We start from the raw sequence: 18,920 nt of genomic DNA on the forward strand, positions 1-18,920 counted from the left end.
ACCATTATTTGGTCTTCTATCTCCGTAGTTTCCTTGACCCCCAGGTCTGTCACCATTATTTGGTCTTCTATCTCCGTAGTTTCCTTGACCCCCAGGTCTGTCACCACTATTTGGTCTTCTGTCTCCGTAGTTTCCTTGACCCCCAGGTCTTCTGTCTCCGTAATTCTGACCCCCAGGTCTGTCACCATTGTATGGTCTTCTATCTCCAGAATTTTGACCCCCAGGTCTTCTATCTCCGTAGCTTCCCTGACCCTGTGGTCTTCTATCTCCAGAATTTGTTGAAGTCTGTGCTCCTTCTCCGTTGTTTCCCTGTGGTCTTCTATCCGTATGTTGGTATTTTTTTTCACCAACGGATTGTTTGTTATCACCATTCTCGGTGTTTCCTGTTGTTGTTTGCTGTTCGCTCATATTTTTTCTCTCTCCCTGCGCTGTCATTGGTCGTTGTTTTTGCACCACTGGCTCTGAAGGAGTCTGCTCTGCCTTTGCCGTAACGCTGTTAGTTTTTTCTGGTTTTTCCACTCTTGATGCCTTTCCACTATCTATAGATTTTGGCTCTGATTTACTTACTGAACCTTTAAATTTTCCTCGGACCAAATCAATTTCTTTTTCTTCAATGCTATTGCGATAACTTTTTACCTCAGACCCTTTTGACTGTAAAAAGTTAACAATCTCATTGTTGTCTACTCCTAACTCTTTGGCTAATTCATGGATTTTTAGTTTTGCCATATATTACTACCTCCGCTTATAGGTTCTCAATATCGATTCATCATTTCGAACTCTCCTGATTCAAATATTTTTCTATGCTTCTTGCCATTCCTTGGTCATTAATACTTAAGGATGCGCGAAATTCTTTTCCTATCGCGTGTCCAAGATCAGTCTTTTCACCGAAGATATAGATCGGCACATCGTAGAAGGTACACATATTGCGAAACATTTTTTTCGTATTTTCAGAAGCATCTTCCGCTACTATGACCACGCACGCCTTCCCCTCTTTTACCGCCTTTTCGGTAGAAAATTCTCCACTTGCCACATATCCTGCTTTGGTTGCCAATCCAAGTAACGACATAACTCGTTTCTTCGTGGCTGCTGCCTTTTGTTGCATTTCGTCATTCATCTGCAATCTCACTCAACTCACTTTCCAATTGTTCATATACCTCTTTTGGAATCGCAGTTTTTAAGGATCTCTCAAGCCCTTTGCTTTTGATGGCTTTTCTAAGACATTCCAATGAGTTGCATATGTATGCGCCTCTACCGTTTTTCTTTCCAGTTGTATCAAGTACAATCGTATCTTCAGGTGTCTTTAACACTCGAATCATCTCTTTTTTACTTTTCATTTCTCCACAACCGGTACACTTACGTAATGGAATTTTTCTTGTATTCATATCGTCATCTACCTCTCAGGGAAACTCTACTCCTCGTAGTAACTACCATATACCTGTGATTCGCTCTTGATATCTATCTTGTATCCGGTTAATCTTGCAGCGAGTCTAGCATTTTGTCCCTGTCTTCCAATTGCTAAAGATAACTGATAATCTGGTACGATAACCTTAGCACTCATTTCTTCTGCACTAACATCCACTGAAACAACCTTCGCTGGACTTAATGCATTCTCTATTAATTCTGCAGGATCATCACTCCAGTTAACAATATCAATTTTTTCGCCGCCAAGTTCATTCACAATGGCATTTACTCTAGCACCATTTAAACCTACACAAGCTCCAACTGGATCAACGTTAGGGTCGTTACTGGACACTGCCATTTTTGTTCTATCTCCGGCTTCACGGGAAATGCTCTTGATTTCTACAATACCTTCTTTTACCTCTGTAACTTCAGCCTCAAATAATCTCTTTACAAGTTCAGGATGAGTTCTAGAAACTGTAATCTTAGGTCCTTTGGTAGTATCTTTTACTTCAAGCACATAAAGTTTTATACGGTCTGTTGGACGGAAATGCTCTCCCTTAATCTGTTCATTTTCCATAAGTACAGCATCCACTTTACCAAGGTTAATGCTTACGTTATTTCCAACATAACGCTGAACGATACCTGTTACAATATCTTTTTCTCTTCCATAATATTGATTGAATAAAACTTTACGCTCTTCTTCACGAATTTTTTGAACCACTACCTGCTTTGCTTTTTGAGCAGCAATTCGGCCGAAGTTCTTTGGAGTAACTTCTACCTGAGCGATATCACCTAATTCATACTTTCCTTTTGGGAATTTCATTGTAGCTTCAGCCAGACTGATTTCGAGTACAGGATCCTGTACCTGTTCTACTACAACGCGCTCTGCAAAAACGCTGACAGCTCCTGTCGTACGGTCAATATAAACTTTAATATTATCTGCCTTCCCAAAATGATTTTTGCACGCTGCTACTAAAGAATTTTCCATCGCCTCTAATAAGACTTCTTTGCTGATGTCCTTTTCTTTCTCAATCTGATTCAACGCTTCAATTAGTTCCTTGTTCCCTTCCATGTTCTACGATTCCTCCTTATGATTAAAAGTCAAGCGCTAATCTTACCATAGCGATGTCTGCTCGTGCAAACTCCATGGTTGTTCCATCTGCCTGCTCTATTATCAGCTTTTCCTGATCAAAATCCGTTAAAATTCCCTCAAAATCTTTTTGCTTGTTGATTGCCTTATATAGCTTTATTTCAACTTCTTCACCAAGGCTGCGTTTAAAATCCTTGTCTTTTTTAAGTTGTCTACCAAGTCCCGGAGAACTTACTTCAAGAATATAGGCATCCGGAATAAAATCCTTTTCATCAAGCAAATCACTGAATCGTCTGCTGACTACCTCGCAATCGTCTACCGTAATACCGCCTTCCTTATCGATGTAAGCACGTAAATACCAATTACCAACCTCTTTTACATACTCCACATCTACCAATTCGAAATTATTTTCCTCCATAATCGGCGTAAGAAGTTGTTCCGCTTTTAACTCATATTCCTCTCTCTTTGTCATAAAGACACCTCCTTTTTTATTATTACCATATTGCTACTTCTTCATGACAAATGATGTGCTGACTTGGTGCTATGTGGCATAAATGTGGTCCGACTTTACTGGACCGTATAGCAAAAAGTAAGAGTGGACTTTCGCCCACTCCCGTCATTATCATATCATTGCATCGTGCTTATTATATCATTCATTCCAAATTATTGCAAGGACTATTTCAGAACTGTTAGATACGATTAGATTAGGCGGATACTGACTTCTCCTGTATGAATGGTTTCTCTCTTCTTATCTTCGTATTCTACAATCAACCCTCCATTGTCTTCAATTCCAATCGCGATTGCCTTCTTTGGTTCACTATAGCCTAAGATGTTGATTTCCTTTCCAAGTACCATCGAGTTCTCTCGATAATCTTCTAAGAATTCTCTGTTTTCAGAATCCATACAAATTTGTAACACCTGACAGAGAATCTCTGCAATTAGCTGGTTTCTGCTTACTCCATTGGTATCCCCATGATAAAGTGCTCCAGCTACTTCTTTTAACTCAGAAGGAATCTGTTCCGTCTGTATATTAAAATTAATGCCAATTCCAAGAATGATACTGTCAATAAGTCCTGTTTCACAATCTGTGACTGCTTCAGTCAAGATACCACAGACTTTTTTTCCCTCATAATATAAATCATTGACCCACTTAATCTGAGTGTCTTTCTTCGTCACCATTTTAATGGCGCGGTAAACTGCAACCGAAGCGGCTGTTGTTAAATAAATTGCATCCGAAGCAGTAAGTAACGGCTTTAATATAATACTCATGTAGATACCGCTACCTTCCATAGAAACAAAGTTTCTACCACGTCTTCCACGTCCATTCGTCTGCGTATTTGCAACGAAGACACTTCCGTGAGATGCTCCATTTGCAGCGGCTAATTTTGCATCCTGATTGGTAGAACCAGTTACTTCCTTGACCTCTATATTAAGGCTTTCTTGTTCTAAGTTAAGAAAGGTTTTTATGCCCTCTACAGATAATACATCACTGCCTGTAGCTAAGCAATATCCTCTGTTAGGTACTGCTTTAATCTTATATCCCATGGTTTCCAGTGCTTTTATCGATTTCCATACTGCTGCTCTTGACACTTTCAATCTACCTGCAAGCTCTTCTCCCGAAAAAAATTCTCCACGATTTTCTTCTAAGGTTTTTAATACCTCTTGTTTTACTGACATCCAATCCCTCGTTTCATAGCGTTAGTAAGAGTTGTCCTCTATTTATATTTAAGTTGAACTTTAGCTCTACTTAAATATCTTAATTATAGCGAATCTGAAGAATGGATTCAACCATCAGATAACAATATACCATTTGAAGACTTAAGCTAGATAATTTACTAAATAGTTTATTATCTCGAAGCATGTCAGCTATCATCGTAAAGCGATCCCCATGAATCTTTTCAAGCTCTGCTATCATATGGAATTGAGCAGCGATTTGTGGAAATCCTTCTTCTTTTGCTTTCTGAAAAGGTATATCGATTTCTAGCTTGACTTTCTCCGGCAAATGCTCTCATTAAATTACCTTTAGTTTCACTATCTTTAAACTCTACAGACATAAAAATAACCTCCTGTATTCCATACTCATATAAAGTATTACCGAAAATACAGAAGGTTATGTTTTAATTTCAAAACTTGTAAAATTATTGCATGTTTTTATTCAAGATTAGGAAACGTTCGCGTAGCGTATTTTCTCTTGGTATTGAATGAAGTAAAATGTACAGTCAAATGACTAATTAAAACAAAATACCAGTGTCAGTTGCTGCTTTGTAATAAGAAACTAACGGTAAAAAACTTTGTGCAAAGTTTTTGGTTCCTGGTCCAGGTCCAATGACACTGTCTCCCACAATCTTTTTACTTCCACCTAAGATAGCACTTTGGTTATTCGTAGCTAATTCAAACGTCATTAAGCCATAGGTAAGATATTTCTCATCTCCCGTTAACTCGTAACATATTGTTAAGGCTTCTAAGATAATCGTGTTATTACCAAGGCGTTTCAGACTAGGTAGCTCTTTGTAATAGAACAAGCCATTGTCCATATAACAATTCTCGATTAAATCATCTACTGCTCGAATTATCATACCTTTGATATTTTCACTCGGTCTAATACGATAATATCTCATCAAGCTTCCAACAGCTATGGATACCATAAAGACAACTCGAATTGCGGTATTATCTGTATATGGAGAAAGCCAATGTCCATATTCCTTCTCCCAATCTTCAAAATGTCCAACTATCCAGTCACACTTTAAAAGCCAGCGCTCCTCATGAGTTTCCTTATATAGAGCCACTAGGCTTCGCATCGCCCAACCTGTTTCTCTCGCATTAATCTCACCCTTTTGCCTAAACATTGGTGTTTCTAATAGACGTAAGATATTCTCTCCGATTCCGATCGCTGTTTTATATGCTTCTTCATCCCCGGTAAAATGATAATAATCAATTAATCCTTCGACCCATTGATGACTACATACAATTGTACTGTTTAACACGTGGTTATTCGTATGCTCCCATTGACCTCCATAGTATAACGGATTGTCACTATAATGGCATACATCCACATCCATCCAATGTCTTCCTGCCACTAATAAATAGTCTAGGAATCTTCTCGTACCAGTCCTTACATACATAAGTACACAAGCATGAGGGAAATCATATTCATTGTTCGTCCAAACCGGTAATCCGCCCCCACGTCCTTGCGTAGTATAACCTGGATCCGGAGAGTCGCCCCAATTTAACATACCATAGCATCTAGAATGACTATCCGCTTTTGCAATTAAGGAGAGTTCTACTTTTGAAATCTTCTTATCTACAAAGACGTCATGGAATATTCCTGCCTCTCTATATACAGAAGTCTCTAATTGCGGACGGTCTGGCATCTGATAAATCAAACTGCGATTATTTAATTCTTTTAAATCTTCTTCTCTAGAGTGAAAATGAAGCAAGAACTTCTGCTCTCTTGCCATACCAGATTGCATAATAACCTTGGTCGCATTCTCAGGAACCAAACAAAGCTTAATTCCCTGCTTCGATGCCTCTACTGCTTTCGGATAGTTTTGCTGTGCTTGATAAATGGTAGCACAAACACCACCCTCCGATGTGTTATAATCTGCAAACATGGTTCCATAAAAAACCTCCGCAATATGCTCATTTGCTTCATATAATAAATCTTCTGCATCTACTTTCTTTGCTACAGTTTCTCCTTCTTCACTTACCAGATAACTCGTACGGTAATTCGAAGTTGCTACACAGGTACGTGTTACCTCTAATTCATTTTTCGCTTTACCATTTGCAAAGATTTCATACTGTAGAGATTCAATTGGTAAAGTATCTTTTGAAGTGTTAAATAAACGATAGGAAACTTCAATCCATGGTTTTCCTGCATAGGCAGTCAGCTGAACAGTCACTTTATAAGAGTTCTCTATGTAACTATGTTCGCCCACACCCTCCAAGATAACACATACAGGGCCTTCTTCCACTACATGAAACTCATGAAGTTTAAAATCACATGCTCCTGCCTGCTCCACATAAAGTTTTGGTATACCAAACTGGCTTTCTTCAAAAACACTTCCACCACACTTTACTTCCTTTAAAAAACCACCCTGGCCTGTTTTAGTGGTAAAGGTAAGTACACCAGTATCAATCGTATAGTTAGAAGAAACCTTGTCCTTTGTCAAGCACAAAGCATTCGGAGTCTTTTCATTGCTTAAAATTGAATTTTCTTCCTTACTTCCTTTTTTACTTTCTTCGAATTCTGTTCTATCTAGATATAATTCATAGGATGTTCCAAGATTACCTGGCAGATTTGCTAAGAAACGAACAAATAAGAAACGAATGGAGCCATCCTCCCAATAACTTGTAACTTTTGTTTGTGATAAGGTTTCTATTCCGTCTTTTGCAACAACGATACCCTCAATATTTCTTAATTTCCCTTTTGCAATTGGTACCGCAATACTGCAAGGTTCCCAATTACGCTCTTTTAAGTATATCTTCTCAAAGGTTAGTGTAATCATACGCGTGTCCTTCTCCCTTCCAAACAAACAGCATCTTTTGTAGTTTTTCAGCTCACTTTGATACTGAGTCGATACTTTAATTTCTTGTATTATATCACAATAATTCTTTAATGTATGGCAATATTCTTGCTCTTTAACCTTGTTTTTACTGATTTTTTGCTCTTAGTCACTATATAAAAGCCCAATAGTAACACGAGATGCTTTTTGTAATTCGAGATGCAATGTTTGTAACTGACAATTAAATATTGGTAAACGAAACGCCACTTATGTAATCGAAATGCCTGCCATTCTGCTTATTATTCGGAAGAAAATATCTCATTGGGAGTAAAAAAATAGCCTCATGTCAAGTATTACGAATTCTATGAATCCTATATACTTTCCATAAAGCTATCACTTATTTCTCTTCTACTAATTATAACTTCAGTATTATTCCTTATCTATAGATACAGATGCCTCTTTCTTATTCTTATTAATTCGAATAGATTTACCCACAAATAAACCACCTGTTGCAAGTGCTGCCAGGAATATAACCTTAAATGTAGTTCGTAGAAACTCGACTATAAAATTTTCCATAGCTCTACCTCCTTCAATTTAATCTTACGTTAACCAATACTGATTGTATTATACATTAAACCATAAAAAGATGCAAATTGAAAAACGGAAAAACTTTAAAAGAAACACTCGTTATTATCTACTTTATACTTATAATAAACATCAAATCAACGAATTATCTTCTATGAGAAAGCTCTCCAAGAATATCATCCCAGTCAACACCACGTTCTGCCATTAGCACCATCATGTGATAAAGAAAATCCGAGATTTCATATTTTAATTCTTCTGGATTTGGATTTTTGGCAGCAATCACAATTTCTGTAGCCTCTTCTCCGCATTTTTTAAGAATTTTATCAATTCCCTTTTCAAACAAATAATTCGTATAAGAGCCTTCCTTTGGATTCTTTTTACGATCTAATATTACTTGATACACATCCTGTAATACCAAGAGAGGATTCGACTCTTCATACTCCTTTTTTACTAACTCTTGAAAGAAACAAGTTGTATTTCCAGTATGGCAAGCTGGACCTTGTGGTTGAACCATTGCTAATATCGTATCCTTATCACAATCGATCGTTAAGGATCTTACATACTGGTAATTTCCTGAAGTTTCTCCCTTGAGCCATAGACTTTGTCTGCTTCTCGAATAATATGTCATACGTCCTGTTTCTAAAGTCTTTTCATATGCTTCTTCATTCATATAAGCAACCATAAGAACTTCCTTTGTCTTATAATCCTGCGTTACAACAGGAATCAATCCTTGTTCATTTAGCTTAAATTCAGAAAATGGCAGATTACTTCGAAACGAATTCATTTCAATTCCCGCATCTTCTAATAACCTCTTAATTTTATAGATATCCTTATTTTCGTAGTAATCAGTTGCGACACCAAGTACATTCTTTGTTTTCATCAAGGTTTCCATATCATTACGTAATAAACTATCTCTGATATAGACTGGGAATGGAGCTGTCTCAATCTTATCTAAGATGCTTTCTGTCATATTGACATGTTTGATAAGTACCGCATCCATACCCAGAGGAAGGATATCTTTAATTAAATCTTCTCGTTGTAGGATGCCATCATTTTTTTCGGCACTCGCATCAAACTCTAATATAATTTTATCTTTACCAAAACGGTCGGATCCTTCTTTTAAGATCGAGATGTCTGTCAGTTTACAATAAGGCAGTACTACCTTAGTAGCTCCTGTATAGAATGCTTTTTTAATATCTTCAAAACGCTTTGCACAGTATCCGATCATGACTGGTATCTCTATCTTCTTCACAATGGTTTTCACAGTTAATAGAAATTCTTCTCGTTCCTTCTCTAAGATCGAATAGTTATAGATCAATAATTCATCTGCACCGTTTTGTTCATAGGCTAGAGCTCGGTTTATTACACTATCTTCTAACTCATTTTCTGCATTGATGTAAGCAATAATTTTTTTATACATAGCAAATCTCTCTTTCTTCTGTCATACAAGGAATCGTACATTTCTCAACTTTTCCTTGTCAAGAATAGGTTACTACTCGAACAGTCTGGTCGCTTCCTCTAGCTCAATTCTTTGTTCGTATAACGCTTTACCAATAATTGCTCCAGATACATTAATTTTGTAAAGCGCCTCTAGATCTTTCATTGAGGATACTCCGCCCGAAGCGATAATATTAAGACCAGTCGAATCGACCATCTCTTTCGTGTGTTCTATGTTTGGTCCTTGTAGCATGCCATCTTTGGAAATATCCGTGTAAACTATCGTGGATACCCCAAGCTCTTTCATCTCAAGAGCTAGAGAAACTGCATTATAATTACTAACCTTTTCCCATCCTTCTATTGCTACCATACCTTTTTTTGCATCGATTCCGATCACTATTTTATCTGCTCCAAAGGTATTAATGATTTCTTTCACAAATTGTGGATTTCCCACAGCTTTCGTACCAATGATAACACGGCTTACTCCGAGATTTAACTTATGCTCTATATCCTGAATGGTTCGGATACCACCTCCAACCTGTATCGGTACCGAAACAGTCTGAACGATTTCTTTTATTACTTCATCATTCATGCTATGGCCAACCAAGGCACCATCCAAATCTACAATATGAATGTATCTTGCTCCTTGACGTTCCCACTGCATGGCTATGTTAGCAGGAACATGGGAATACACTTCTACATCATGAAATTGTCCTTGTCTTAATCTAACACACTGTCCATTCCGAATATCAATTGCTGGATATAATCTCATTGTTGTCTCCTATCTGCCGTCATTTGGCTAACTATTTTATTCTACTGTTCCTTTGGTGGATAATACACCTTGTATCCTAGAGTCAATACCACTCGCTTCATCCAGTGCCTTTGCGAATGCTTTAAACATAGCTTCTACTATGTGATGATTGTTATCACCATCCATTTGTTTTATATGAAGATTCATGCCAGCACTATAAGAGATAGCATAAAAGAATTCTTTAACTAACTCTGCATCCATATAACCTAACTTTTCACAGGTTAATTGTGCCTGATAATTTAAATATGGGCGTCCAGATAAATCAACTGCACATAAGATTAAAGTTTCATCCATGGGAAGCAAAAAAGAACCATATCGACGAATCCCAATTTTTTCATCAAGCGCCTGCTTGATTGCCTGCCCCAGAACAATTCCAGTATCCTCTACGGTATGATGAGAGTCCACATAAAGGTCTCCCTTTACATTAACCGTTAAGTCAAAAAATCCATGTTTTGCAAAGCTTTGTAACATATGATCGAAGAATCCAATCCCTGTATCTATCTCAGCTATCCCAGTCCCATCCAGATTTAACTCTAATGTAATATCCGTTTCCTTCGTTTTTCTAGTAATTTCAGCTGTACGGTTCATATTAACCTCTTTTCTGCACTGCCATCTAATCTATCGCTTGTTGTCGCAGTGTGGACACAAGCTTATTCTAATCTAGCTATAGAATTTCTTAGGCGGTGTCCTTTAGCGCCTTAGAAATTCTCTTCACGCTTCAAATCTTACCGCTATTGAATTAGCATGCGCTGTTAGTCCTTCTGCTTTAGCAAACGTAACAATATCCTCGTAGACAGGCAAAAGGGCTTCTCTTGAGTAAGAAATGATGCTAGATTTTTTAATAAAATCATCTACACTGAGTGGTGAAAAGAATTTTGCGGTTCCATTCGTTGGCAGTACATGGTTAGGTCCTGCAAAATAATCTCCAAGGGGCTCAGAAGAATATTCTCCGATAAAGATAGCACCAGCATTCTTAATCTTTGTCATTACTTCAAATGCATTCTTAGTCATAATCTCAAGATGCTCCGAAGCAATCTCATTTGCTGTATCAATTGCTTCATTTAAGTTTTTCGCAACCAAAATATATCCATAGTTATCTAAGGAGGCACGAATAATATCACTTCGATTCAGAACTTCTAAGAATCCGTCTACTTCATCCGATACTTCCTTCGCAAGTGATTCACTTGTTGTAATTAGAATAGAAGAAGCAAGCTCATCATGCTCTGCTTGCGATAAAAGATCTGCGGCAACAAATCTAGGATTGGCAGTTTCATCAGCAATTACAAGAATTTCGCTCGGCCCAGCGATAGAATCAATACTAACATTTCCATAAACAGCTTTTTTTGCAAGCGCTACATAGATGTTACCAGGTCCAACAATCTTATCTACTTTTTTTATTGACTCCGTTCCATAAGCAAGTGCAGCTATTGCTTGTGCACCACCCACTTTATAAATTTCAGTTACCCCTGCCTCCTTCGCTGCAACTAAGGTACCTGGATTTATATTACCATCAGCACCTGGTGGGGTTGTCATAGCAATTCTTCTAACACCAGCAACTTTTGCAGGCAACACATTCATTAATACAGAAGATGGATATGCAGCCTTTCCTCCTGGAACGTAAACACCTACTGCATCGATTGCTGTTACCTTTTGTCCAAGAATAATACCACTAGGTTCACTGTCAAACCAGCTATATTGCTTTTGTTTTTGGTGATAAGCCTCAATGTTTTGTATGGATTTACGGATAACTTCAAGGGTTTTGGTTGGTATCTGTTCATATGCCTTTGCAATATCTTCTTCCGATACCTGTATCGTTTCCTTGGTAATAGTAGCTTTATCAAACCGTAAACTATAATCAAATAAAGCCTCATCACCACGTTTTTTAACTTCAGAAATAATGCCGGAAACTTGATCTTCATATTCTCTATATTGATTCGGACTACGTTTTAGTAGATTTTCCAATATATTATTTTTTGTAGATTCATTCAATTCGATAATTCTCATTTTAATAATCTTACCTTTCCATAGCCTGCAAACTTTATTTTTTCACATTACTACCCTTTTTACTTAGAATTATTAGCTTACTTCTAATATTATACTATCTTTCATTTATTGAACTTCCATCAGTACTTCTCGTAAGTCATTTATCATCTTTGTAATTCTTTCATGCTCCATCTTCATACTCACTTGATTGACTACAACACGAGCGGATAACGGACAAATTTCTTCTAATACTTCCAATCCATTTTCTTTTAAAGTAGAACCTGTTTCTACAATATCTACAATAACTTCTGATAATCCAACAATTGGCGCCAACTCGATTGAGCCGTTCAATTTAATAATTTCTACTGTTTGATGCTTTTTATTATAGAAATAATCTTTTGCAATATTCGGATATTTCGTTGCTACACGTATTAATTCACCATGATGCAAAAGTTCTTTTGCACTTGCTGGTCCAGCAATACACATACGGCATTTGCCTAGATTTAAATCTAATACCTCGTACATCTTTCTTCCTTCTTCAAGAATGGTATCTTTCCCAACCACTCCAATATCAGCGGCACCATATTCTACATAGGTCGGAACATCATTTGCCTTTGCTAAGAAAAAACGAAGCTTTAACTCTTCATTCGTAAAAATTAATTTTCTAGAGGTTGGATCCTTCATTTCATCACAGGTAATTCCAATCTGTTCTAATATCTCCAACGCCTTTTTCGCAAGGCGGCCTTTTGCTAATGCTATTGTAATGTATTTCACTTTAACCTCCATACCTAGGATAACATTCCTTTGAGTGGTACTGTTTGTACTGTTCCATCAGTTGCATGAATCACCTCAACCTTGTCTTCGGTAAATAATGCAAGAATACCACCAATACCCATACGGTTTGCATACGCTATATAATCCTCTCTCGTTTTCCTTTCGTCATGGGCTAACATTTCTATCTTCATCTCCTGTTCACGAAAATGGTTGGCAAGAGCCACAGCATTTGCGATATAAGAAGAATCGTAAACAATCAAGGTATTCTCTAATTCAGGCTCCTCTAACAGTTTTTGCCTACTCAGTGCAATCAGTAGCTGGTCTATTAAAACAGCCATACCAATCGCTGGTGCCTGCTTTCCGAACTGCGAAACCAAGGAATCATAGCGACCACCAGTAATCACAGCATCACCAGTTCCATAGGTATAAGCCCTGAAAATAATTCCGGTATAGTAATTGTACTTGCTAAGCATTCCTAAATCAAAGGTGATATACTGTTCATATCCATAAAGTGTTAATAACTCATATAATTTTTCCATACGCTCTAAAGCATTTCTTGCACGTTCATTATGGATGGATTCCTTCACCCCAAGTATGTTATCTAATGTTCCAAAAAGGTCAGTTAGCTGTAAAATAACACTTTTTACAGGCTTTTCTAACTTCTTTCCACGGATTAGTTCTTCTACACCAAATAAATTCTTATTTTCAATCAGAATACGTAACTGTTCGGTTTCTTCTTCATCAAATCCTGCTTCTTCTACAATACCAAGAAAGAAGTCCGCCTGACCGATTTCTACTTGAAACTCTTTTAAACCAGCACATTTTAAACATTCTACCGTCAAAGCAATCATCTCAGCATCCGCTTCAATGCTTGCATCATTAATTAATTCTGCTCCTAATTGTGTAGTTTCCTTTAATTTTCCCTGATAGCTGCTACTATTAATAAAAGTACTTCCACAATAACTTAAACGAATTGGCATCTGTTCTGTCTTATAGTATTTTGCTACACAACGTGCTATGGATGGGGTGATATCCGGGCGAAGTACTAAGGTATTTCCTTCCCTATCAAAAAACTTATACATCTCCTTACCACTCACACTTCCACGTTCTTTGCTAAAAATATCTAAAAACTCAAACATCGGGGTTTGTATCTCATGAAATCCATGCAGTGCCAAGCGCTTACTAAGCCCTTGTTCTAGCATTTTCTTCTTAGCAAACTCTGAGTTATAAATATCACGAACACCCTCTGGGGTATGTAATAATTTATCCATAAAAAACCTTCTTTCCTGACAATTACTATATAGTAAAGATTTCCATCTTTAATTTTTTAATATTCTATCATTGTTCACGATGTATTATATTACTATTATTTTAAAATATTTGTTTCTCCGTTTATAGTAATCTACCTCAATAAATATTGTAACACTCACCAAAAGATGTTTTTTTGTATCTATCTTTCTAGAGCTGCTTTATTGTAGTAACGTGATAATTCGCTACCACGCGAAGTTAACTTATTATAATGCAAATGTTTTATCGTGTCAATGGAATATACTTACGATAAATACCAAGTATATGCAAAAGAGCTGTCACAGACAGACTTTGGCAGAGAGTTTTAATCCTCTCTTTCCAACAAATCTTTTTGTAACAGCTCTAAAAATGGAACGAATACTCCACTATGCCTTCTCATATAAAAATCCTCGCAAAGCTCCTCTTTACGGAAACTCTTTCTTCCTCCAGATAGCTTTCGATTCCAAAATCCCATAAGTTCTCCAAAACGTAAATAATAGAACTCGTCCTTTTTTGAAAAATAAATCAAAATAAAGGAGATTCCACCTTGTAGTTCAAAATCCTCCATGAACTTTACCTGATGTTCATGAATATTTTGCAGGGAAAAAGTATCCACCGCACATTCCTTTGCATCAAAACAAACCGGTATCCCCTGAACCGCTCCAATATAATCGACCGTACTTTTTTGCTCAAAATAAGCAAGTGTTATATGGCGTTTCTCTTTATCAATCTGAATTGGTGTAATCGGAGTTGGTACCTTTTGAATTAACGCTAATTGATTCTCACGATATTTCTCTAAAGTTAGATTAATTAACTCTTCTAGTGCAGATCCACGAAGCCCTCTTGAATTCCATGATGGCACTAATTTCCCCTCCTTTTTGCCCCCTAATTATCGCTAAATATACTTTTTTCTAAAATTTGAAATAATTTAGGATATGGTGCTATTATCTTTTGATTACTTAACTTTTCTAGTTCCTTAGAAAGATTAGGAAACTCTAATCGATAAGAATGAAGTAGCTGATGACTTAAGCCATATTGTTTTTGCAACCTTTTATTGATCGCTTCATCTCCATATTTCGTATCACCAATAATCGGATGTCCGATGCTACTTAAATGAGCACGGATCTGATGAGTCTTACCGGTAATTAATAATACCTCTAAGAGCGTATACCCGTTCTTGCTTAGAATTGGTTGATATTCCGTCTCAATGTAGGAGCTTTCACCATCGTCAGGGTCATTCGTAGTAATCCTTACTTTATTCGTCTTCTCGTCTTTCGCCAAATACCCGTGGATTCTAGCTCCCTTTGTCATTGTACCTTTTACAATACAGCGATAATATTTATGAAGACTACGATCTTGTAGCTTTGCTGACATCTCCTGAAGCCCTAACAAGCTTTTTCCGGCAATTACTATCCCACTGGTATTTCGGTCTAATCGATTGCATACCGCTGGTTTAAATGTTGATAACTCCTCTTTTGTCAAACTCCCCATCTCTAAAAGATAAGCAATGAATAGCTCAACCAATGATACATCAGATTCTTTTGCACGCTGTGATAACATGCCTATTGGTTTATTAATAATAACTACATGAGAATCTTCATATAGAACATCTAGTTTTACTGCCCTTTGATTCACCTTGGCATCAAGCTGATAAGATTCTTTGAATCCTTCTATTGTCTCCTCTGCTAAGAAAAGACGAACAATATCTCCTTCGATAAGTTTCTCTGCTCCTTCTGCCTTTTTCCCATTCAAGGTAATATTTTTCTTTCGAAGCATTTTATAAAAAAAACTCTTGGGAGCCTTGTTTAAATATTTCGCTAAGAACTTATCAAGTCTTTGGCCTGCCTCATTTTTTACAATGGTGATTTCTCTCACTATATTAACATCCTTTACTGTATTAGATTATCTCATCAAATGACATTATAAAATAATCCGCTAATCTCTTCTTCTCTTCCTCAATCGGTATGGAAAACTCATCCCAAACAGCACAAACTTTCATACCAGCATTTTTTCCTGCTAAAATTCCTTGAGGAATATCTTCAAAAACCAGGCAATTCTCTGGCTTTACAGAAAGCTTCTCTGCAACAAACAGATAAATATCTGGTGATGGTTTGCCCTTTGCGACCTCACAAGAAGTATGAATCGCATCAAAATACTGTTCCACATTAAGTTCCTTTAGCACTGCACTGGCAAGTTCCTTAGAATTACTTGTTGCAATTCCCATTTTTATATTATTTTCTTTTAAGTATTGTAAAAATTTAAGTGTCCCTTGTTTTAATGGAACTTCCTTGGAATATTTCTCATATGCCATCTCATTCCAAGCATCCTTAATTTCTTCCACGGAAGGTTCTAACTGAAATCGTTCTTTAAAAAAGATTGCTGTTTCAGAAAAACTCATCCCTTCAATTTCTCGTTGTAGACCTTCTGGCAAATCAATCCCAAATCTACTTAGGTATTCTACATCAATTGCCTCCCACATCCACATGGAGTCCACCAATGTTCCATCTAAATCAAAAATAACTGCATTTATATTCTTTAGCATATTAATCTCCATTCTGTTGCAATTCTAGGAAAAATGATTGCAATTTTGTGCGCCGTCACAAATGCTGCTTTATCTATTCTCACGTAATGTCTCAATTTCTTCTTCGGTTAGTTCACGGTATTCACCGAGGGAAAGGCTCTTATCAAGAGAAAGACTACCCATAGAAATTCGTTTTAAATAAACAACTTCATTATCTACTGCTTCAAACATTCGCTTTATTTGATGAAATTTACCTTCCCGTATCGTTACATATGCTTCTCGTTCTGAAATACGCTCTAGCGTAGCCGGCAAAGCAGTAAACTCCTCATCTATTCTAAGTCCAGCTGCAAATGCTTCTTCGTCTTCTTTTTTAAGGGGTTCACGAAGCCTTGCAAAATAAACTTTATCAACATGTTTTTTAGGACTTAATAGTTGATGTGCTAAATCACCATCATTGGTAATAATTAAAAGCCCTTCGGTATCCTTATCTAATCGCCCTACTGGAAAAAGATCTTTTCTCTTTGCTTCATCTATTAAATCTACTACTGTAGTCTGTTTTTTATCATTCGAAGCAGATACAACTCCAGCGGGCTTATTTAACATAAAATACTCCAAAGTAACATAAGATAATTCCCTGCCATCAACGGAGATTTTATCATGATTACTATCCACTTTAGTTTCTGGCGAAGTTTCGGTATTCCCATTTACCATTACTCTGCCCTTTCGAATCATCTGCTTTACTTCAGTTCTAGTTCCAACCGATAAATCCGCAAGGTATTTATCCAGTCTTAACATCGAATTTGATTTACTCATTCCTTCCTCCAGCCTCTGTATGCATTTTCCTCTTTTCTTAGCACATTAAGCACTACTCTTGACATGATGCCCATGGATGCTTACAACAAGGAAAAGCACTCTTCTAGAACTTTTCCTTATCATAACTACCTCTATTCATTTTTTATATTACATCCAACGCCAGCCAGGTAAATACTTATTCTTAAAATTCCCTTTACTATACTTACCAAACCCAAGCGGATAACCATCGACACAAACTAATAGCCATCCATCTTTACATTCTTTCTTTATCTCAATCGATTCACACTTAAGATAACGGATTGCATCCGCATCATCGGAAGAGAGATTATAGATATTATCATATTCTGAGGCTTTTAGTGCACATGCAAGAGCTTGGCTTGGCTCAAAACGATTTTTTTTCATCTCACCTAATAATAACCCTGATCGTAAGATTCGAAGTCCTTTTAAATCCACTAAGTCCTTTGGTAAAAGATATAAACGATCCTCTCTTACAGTTATTCGGTTAATATCAATTGGGAAGTTAATCTTTTGAAAGAATTCTTTTGCCTCTTCTGAGATTTGTTTTGTTTCCTTTGCAGGTATTTGATATTCCTCATGGAAACTGCTAGGAGCAGTTTCTTTCTTACGAAGCAGAGCAACATAATGCCCCTCCCCTTCTATTCTTTGCGGCCATAACCGTAAGGTATGAACAAGTTCCTTTGGTCCATCTACCCATTCAGGTTTTCCAAAATCAAATCCTTCATAAGAAACATTGTTTCTTTCCTTCATCTTCTCCAAACGTTTTTTATCTTCTTCTCGAAGTGGATAATCCGGTTGATTCTCTAAAGAATTCCAAATTGCTGGTACAATCTCCATATCCGGCTCTTCATCAAGTAGAAATTTGATGGTACCTTCATTCTCTTCTTTTGAGAAAGTACAGGTGGAATATAGCAGATATCCGCCTGGTTTTAGCATTTTTGTAGCCAATAAAATAATCTCTTTTTGCAGTTTATTATAATAGTCTACACCGTACTGTTCCCAGTTCTTTATAATGGCTGGACTCTTTCGAAACATTCCCTCTCCAGAACACGGAGCATCCACTAATATCTTATCAAAATAACCGGTAAATGTATTTACTAACTTTGCTGGAGCCTCACTCACCACCACCGGATTTCTAACTCCAAACAATTCTATATTTTTTAGAAGTGCCTTTGCTCTTGAATTACTGATATCATTCGATACTAAAACACCCTCTCCTTGAAGCTTTGCAGCTAATTCTGTACTTTTTCCGCCAGGAGCTGCACATACATCTAATACCTTGTCACCTGGTTCTACTGGAAGTAAGCTGGCTGGAGTCATAGCGCTTGGTTCCTGAATATAGTAAAGTCCCCCAAAATAATACGGGTGTCTTGCTGGCTGTTCTTTCTCTTGATAATAATAACCATTTGGAATAAATGGAACACGTTTTATATCGTAAGGACTTATTTTTTCAAATTCTTCATTGTTTAACTTGAGTGTATTGATACGAAGCCCTCCACGATGCTTTTCCTCATAGCATTTTTCATATGCTTTATACTCTTCTGAAAGCATCTCCTGCATTCTTTTTTTAAACTCTTCCGGTAATCTTATATTCATGTATTGTAACCTTTCTAATCTTATATCTCGTAATATGACGAGCCACTGGCAAAATAAGAAAAAGCACGCTTCGCGCACTTTTCCTCGTTCATGACAAGTGAA

20 protein-coding genes are annotated in these 18,920 nt (G+C 37.0%); all 20 read right to left on the reverse strand.

The annotated features are described in order from the left end of the window. Positions 1-726 (reverse strand): translation initiation factor IF-2 N-terminal domain-containing protein (locus RTP52_RS18325; RefSeq protein ID WP_312372826.1); only part of this gene is annotated, 726 nt, incomplete at its 3' end. A 40-nt stretch (positions 727-766) separates the two neighbouring features. Further along, complete coding sequence (locus RTP52_RS18330; RefSeq protein WP_312372828.1) at positions 767-1,114, reverse strand: L7Ae/L30e/S12e/Gadd45 family ribosomal protein; 348 nt, start codon at positions 1,112-1,114, stop codon at positions 767-769. Continuing rightward, positions 1,107-1,382: an RNase P modulator RnpM gene (rnpM, locus tag RTP52_RS18335; protein WP_012200787.1), complete on the reverse strand. Its 276-nt coding sequence runs from the start codon at positions 1,380-1,382 to the stop codon at positions 1,107-1,109. The genes RTP52_RS18330 and rnpM overlap by 8 nt, the downstream gene beginning before the upstream one ends. A gap of 26 nt (positions 1,383-1,408) precedes the next feature. Further along, a complete protein-coding gene (gene nusA, locus RTP52_RS18340; RefSeq protein ID WP_312103456.1) occupies positions 1,409-2,473 on the reverse strand; it encodes a transcription termination factor NusA in 1,065 nt (354 codons plus the stop codon). A 22-nt stretch (positions 2,474-2,495) separates the two neighbouring features. Beyond that, a complete protein-coding gene (rimP, locus tag RTP52_RS18345; protein ID WP_012200789.1) occupies positions 2,496-2,963 on the reverse strand; it encodes a ribosome maturation factor RimP in 468 nt (155 codons plus the stop codon). A 227-nt stretch (positions 2,964-3,190) separates the two neighbouring features. Then, positions 3,191-4,168, reverse strand: coding sequence for a biotin--[acetyl-CoA-carboxylase] ligase (locus tag RTP52_RS18350; RefSeq protein ID WP_312372829.1), 978 nt, complete (start codon positions 4,166-4,168; stop codon positions 3,191-3,193). Between the two features lie 79 nt (positions 4,169-4,247). Continuing rightward, positions 4,248-4,493, reverse strand: coding sequence for a hypothetical protein (locus RTP52_RS20590; protein ID WP_312372830.1), 246 nt, complete (start codon positions 4,491-4,493; stop codon positions 4,248-4,250). Between the two features lie 229 nt (positions 4,494-4,722). Beyond that, complete coding sequence (locus RTP52_RS18360) at positions 4,723-6,996, reverse strand: hypothetical protein (RefSeq protein WP_312372831.1); 2,274 nt, start codon at positions 6,994-6,996, stop codon at positions 4,723-4,725. Positions 6,997-7,422: 426 nt separating this feature from the next. After that, positions 7,423-7,569, reverse strand: a complete 147-nt coding sequence (locus RTP52_RS18365) for a hypothetical protein (protein WP_312105936.1) — start codon at positions 7,567-7,569, stop codon at positions 7,423-7,425. 154 nt (positions 7,570-7,723) lie between these two features. Next, positions 7,724-8,998 carry a bifunctional phosphoribosyl-AMP cyclohydrolase/phosphoribosyl-ATP diphosphatase HisIE gene (hisIE, locus tag RTP52_RS18370; protein ID WP_312372833.1) on the reverse strand — a complete coding sequence of 425 codons (1,275 nt, stop codon included), beginning with the start codon at positions 8,996-8,998 and terminating at the stop codon, positions 7,724-7,726. A 72-nt stretch (positions 8,999-9,070) separates the two neighbouring features. After that, the gene (gene hisA, locus RTP52_RS18375; RefSeq protein ID WP_312105934.1) at positions 9,071-9,787 is read right to left on the reverse strand and encodes a 1-(5-phosphoribosyl)-5-[(5-phosphoribosylamino)methylideneamino]imidazole-4-carboxamide isomerase; all 717 of its coding nucleotides are present in this window, start codon (positions 9,785-9,787) and stop codon (positions 9,071-9,073) included. Between the two features lie 36 nt (positions 9,788-9,823). Next, positions 9,824-10,414 (reverse strand): imidazoleglycerol-phosphate dehydratase HisB, encoded by a 591-nt coding sequence (gene hisB, locus RTP52_RS18380; protein WP_312105932.1) that lies wholly within the window; start codon positions 10,412-10,414, stop codon positions 9,824-9,826. A gap of 123 nt (positions 10,415-10,537) precedes the next feature. Continuing rightward, on the reverse strand, positions 10,538-11,830 hold the full coding sequence (gene hisD, locus RTP52_RS18385) for a histidinol dehydrogenase (protein WP_312372835.1): 1,293 nt from the start codon (positions 11,828-11,830) through the stop codon (positions 10,538-10,540). 105 nt (positions 11,831-11,935) lie between these two features. Further along, positions 11,936-12,583 carry an ATP phosphoribosyltransferase gene (gene hisG / locus RTP52_RS18390; RefSeq protein WP_312105928.1) on the reverse strand — a complete coding sequence of 216 codons (648 nt, stop codon included), beginning with the start codon at positions 12,581-12,583 and terminating at the stop codon, positions 11,936-11,938. A gap of 14 nt (positions 12,584-12,597) precedes the next feature. Further along, positions 12,598-13,854, reverse strand: coding sequence for an ATP phosphoribosyltransferase regulatory subunit (gene hisZ / locus RTP52_RS18395; protein ID WP_312105927.1), 1,257 nt, complete (start codon positions 13,852-13,854; stop codon positions 12,598-12,600). Positions 13,855-14,195: 341 nt separating this feature from the next. Beyond that, entirely contained in the window at positions 14,196-14,732 is a 537-nt protein-coding gene (locus RTP52_RS18400) for a Holliday junction resolvase RecU (RefSeq protein WP_012200799.1), read from the reverse strand. 23 nt (positions 14,733-14,755) lie between these two features. Next, positions 14,756-15,745 (reverse strand): RluA family pseudouridine synthase, encoded by a 990-nt coding sequence (locus RTP52_RS18405; RefSeq protein WP_312372837.1) that lies wholly within the window; start codon positions 15,743-15,745, stop codon positions 14,756-14,758. 22 nt (positions 15,746-15,767) lie between these two features. Continuing rightward, on the reverse strand, positions 15,768-16,424 hold the full coding sequence (locus RTP52_RS18410; protein WP_312372839.1) for an HAD family phosphatase: 657 nt from the start codon (positions 16,422-16,424) through the stop codon (positions 15,768-15,770). Between the two features lie 57 nt (positions 16,425-16,481). Next, a complete protein-coding gene (locus tag RTP52_RS18415; RefSeq protein ID WP_312372840.1) occupies positions 16,482-17,204 on the reverse strand; it encodes a pseudouridine synthase in 723 nt (240 codons plus the stop codon). Positions 17,205-17,351: 147 nt separating this feature from the next. Continuing rightward, positions 17,352-18,812, reverse strand: coding sequence for an RsmF rRNA methyltransferase first C-terminal domain-containing protein (locus tag RTP52_RS18420; protein ID WP_442913544.1), 1,461 nt, complete (start codon positions 18,810-18,812; stop codon positions 17,352-17,354). Between the last annotated feature and the right edge of the window lie 108 nt (positions 18,813-18,920).

Source organism: Lachnoclostridium sp., from assembly GCF_031997925.1.
Taxonomy (GTDB): Bacteria; Bacillota; Clostridia; order Lachnospirales; family Lachnospiraceae; genus Lachnoclostridium.

What these genes read in the sequence shown, in the direction of transcription:
- rnpM (WP_012200787.1), bottom strand. Translation starts at nt 1,382, where the DNA reads ATGAATACAAGAAAAATTCCATTACGTAAGTGTACCGGTTGTGGAGAA.
- RTP52_RS18360 (WP_312372831.1), bottom strand. Translation starts at nt 6,996, where the DNA reads ATGATTACACTAACCTTTGAGAAGATATACTTAAAAGAGCGTAATTGG.
- rimP (WP_012200789.1), bottom strand. Translation starts at nt 2,963, where the DNA reads ATGACAAAGAGAGAGGAATATGAGTTAAAAGCGGAACAACTTCTTACG.
- hisA (WP_312105934.1), bottom strand. Translation starts at nt 9,787, where the DNA reads ATGAGATTATATCCAGCAATTGATATTCGGAATGGACAGTGTGTTAGA.
- RTP52_RS18365 (WP_312105936.1), bottom strand. Translation starts at nt 7,569, where the DNA reads ATGGAAAATTTTATAGTCGAGTTTCTACGAACTACATTTAAGGTTATA.
- hisZ (WP_312105927.1), bottom strand. Translation starts at nt 13,854, where the DNA reads ATGGATAAATTATTACATACCCCAGAGGGTGTTCGTGATATTTATAAC.
- RTP52_RS18410 (WP_312372839.1), bottom strand. Translation starts at nt 16,424, where the DNA reads ATGGAGATTAATATGCTAAAGAATATAAATGCAGTTATTTTTGATTTA.
- RTP52_RS18350 (WP_312372829.1), bottom strand. Translation starts at nt 4,168, where the DNA reads ATGTCAGTAAAACAAGAGGTATTAAAAACCTTAGAAGAAAATCGTGGA.
- hisIE (WP_312372833.1), bottom strand. Translation starts at nt 8,998, where the DNA reads ATGTATAAAAAAATTATTGCTTACATCAATGCAGAAAATGAGTTAGAA.
- hisD (WP_312372835.1), bottom strand. Translation starts at nt 11,830, where the DNA reads ATGAGAATTATCGAATTGAATGAATCTACAAAAAATAATATATTGGAA.
- RTP52_RS18415 (WP_312372840.1), bottom strand. Translation starts at nt 17,204, where the DNA reads ATGAGTAAATCAAATTCGATGTTAAGACTGGATAAATACCTTGCGGAT.
- hisB (WP_312105932.1), bottom strand. Translation starts at nt 10,414, where the DNA reads ATGAACCGTACAGCTGAAATTACTAGAAAAACGAAGGAAACGGATATT.
- nusA (WP_312103456.1), bottom strand. Translation starts at nt 2,473, where the DNA reads ATGGAAGGGAACAAGGAACTAATTGAAGCGTTGAATCAGATTGAGAAA.
- RTP52_RS18330 (WP_312372828.1), bottom strand. Translation starts at nt 1,114, where the DNA reads ATGAATGACGAAATGCAACAAAAGGCAGCAGCCACGAAGAAACGAGTT.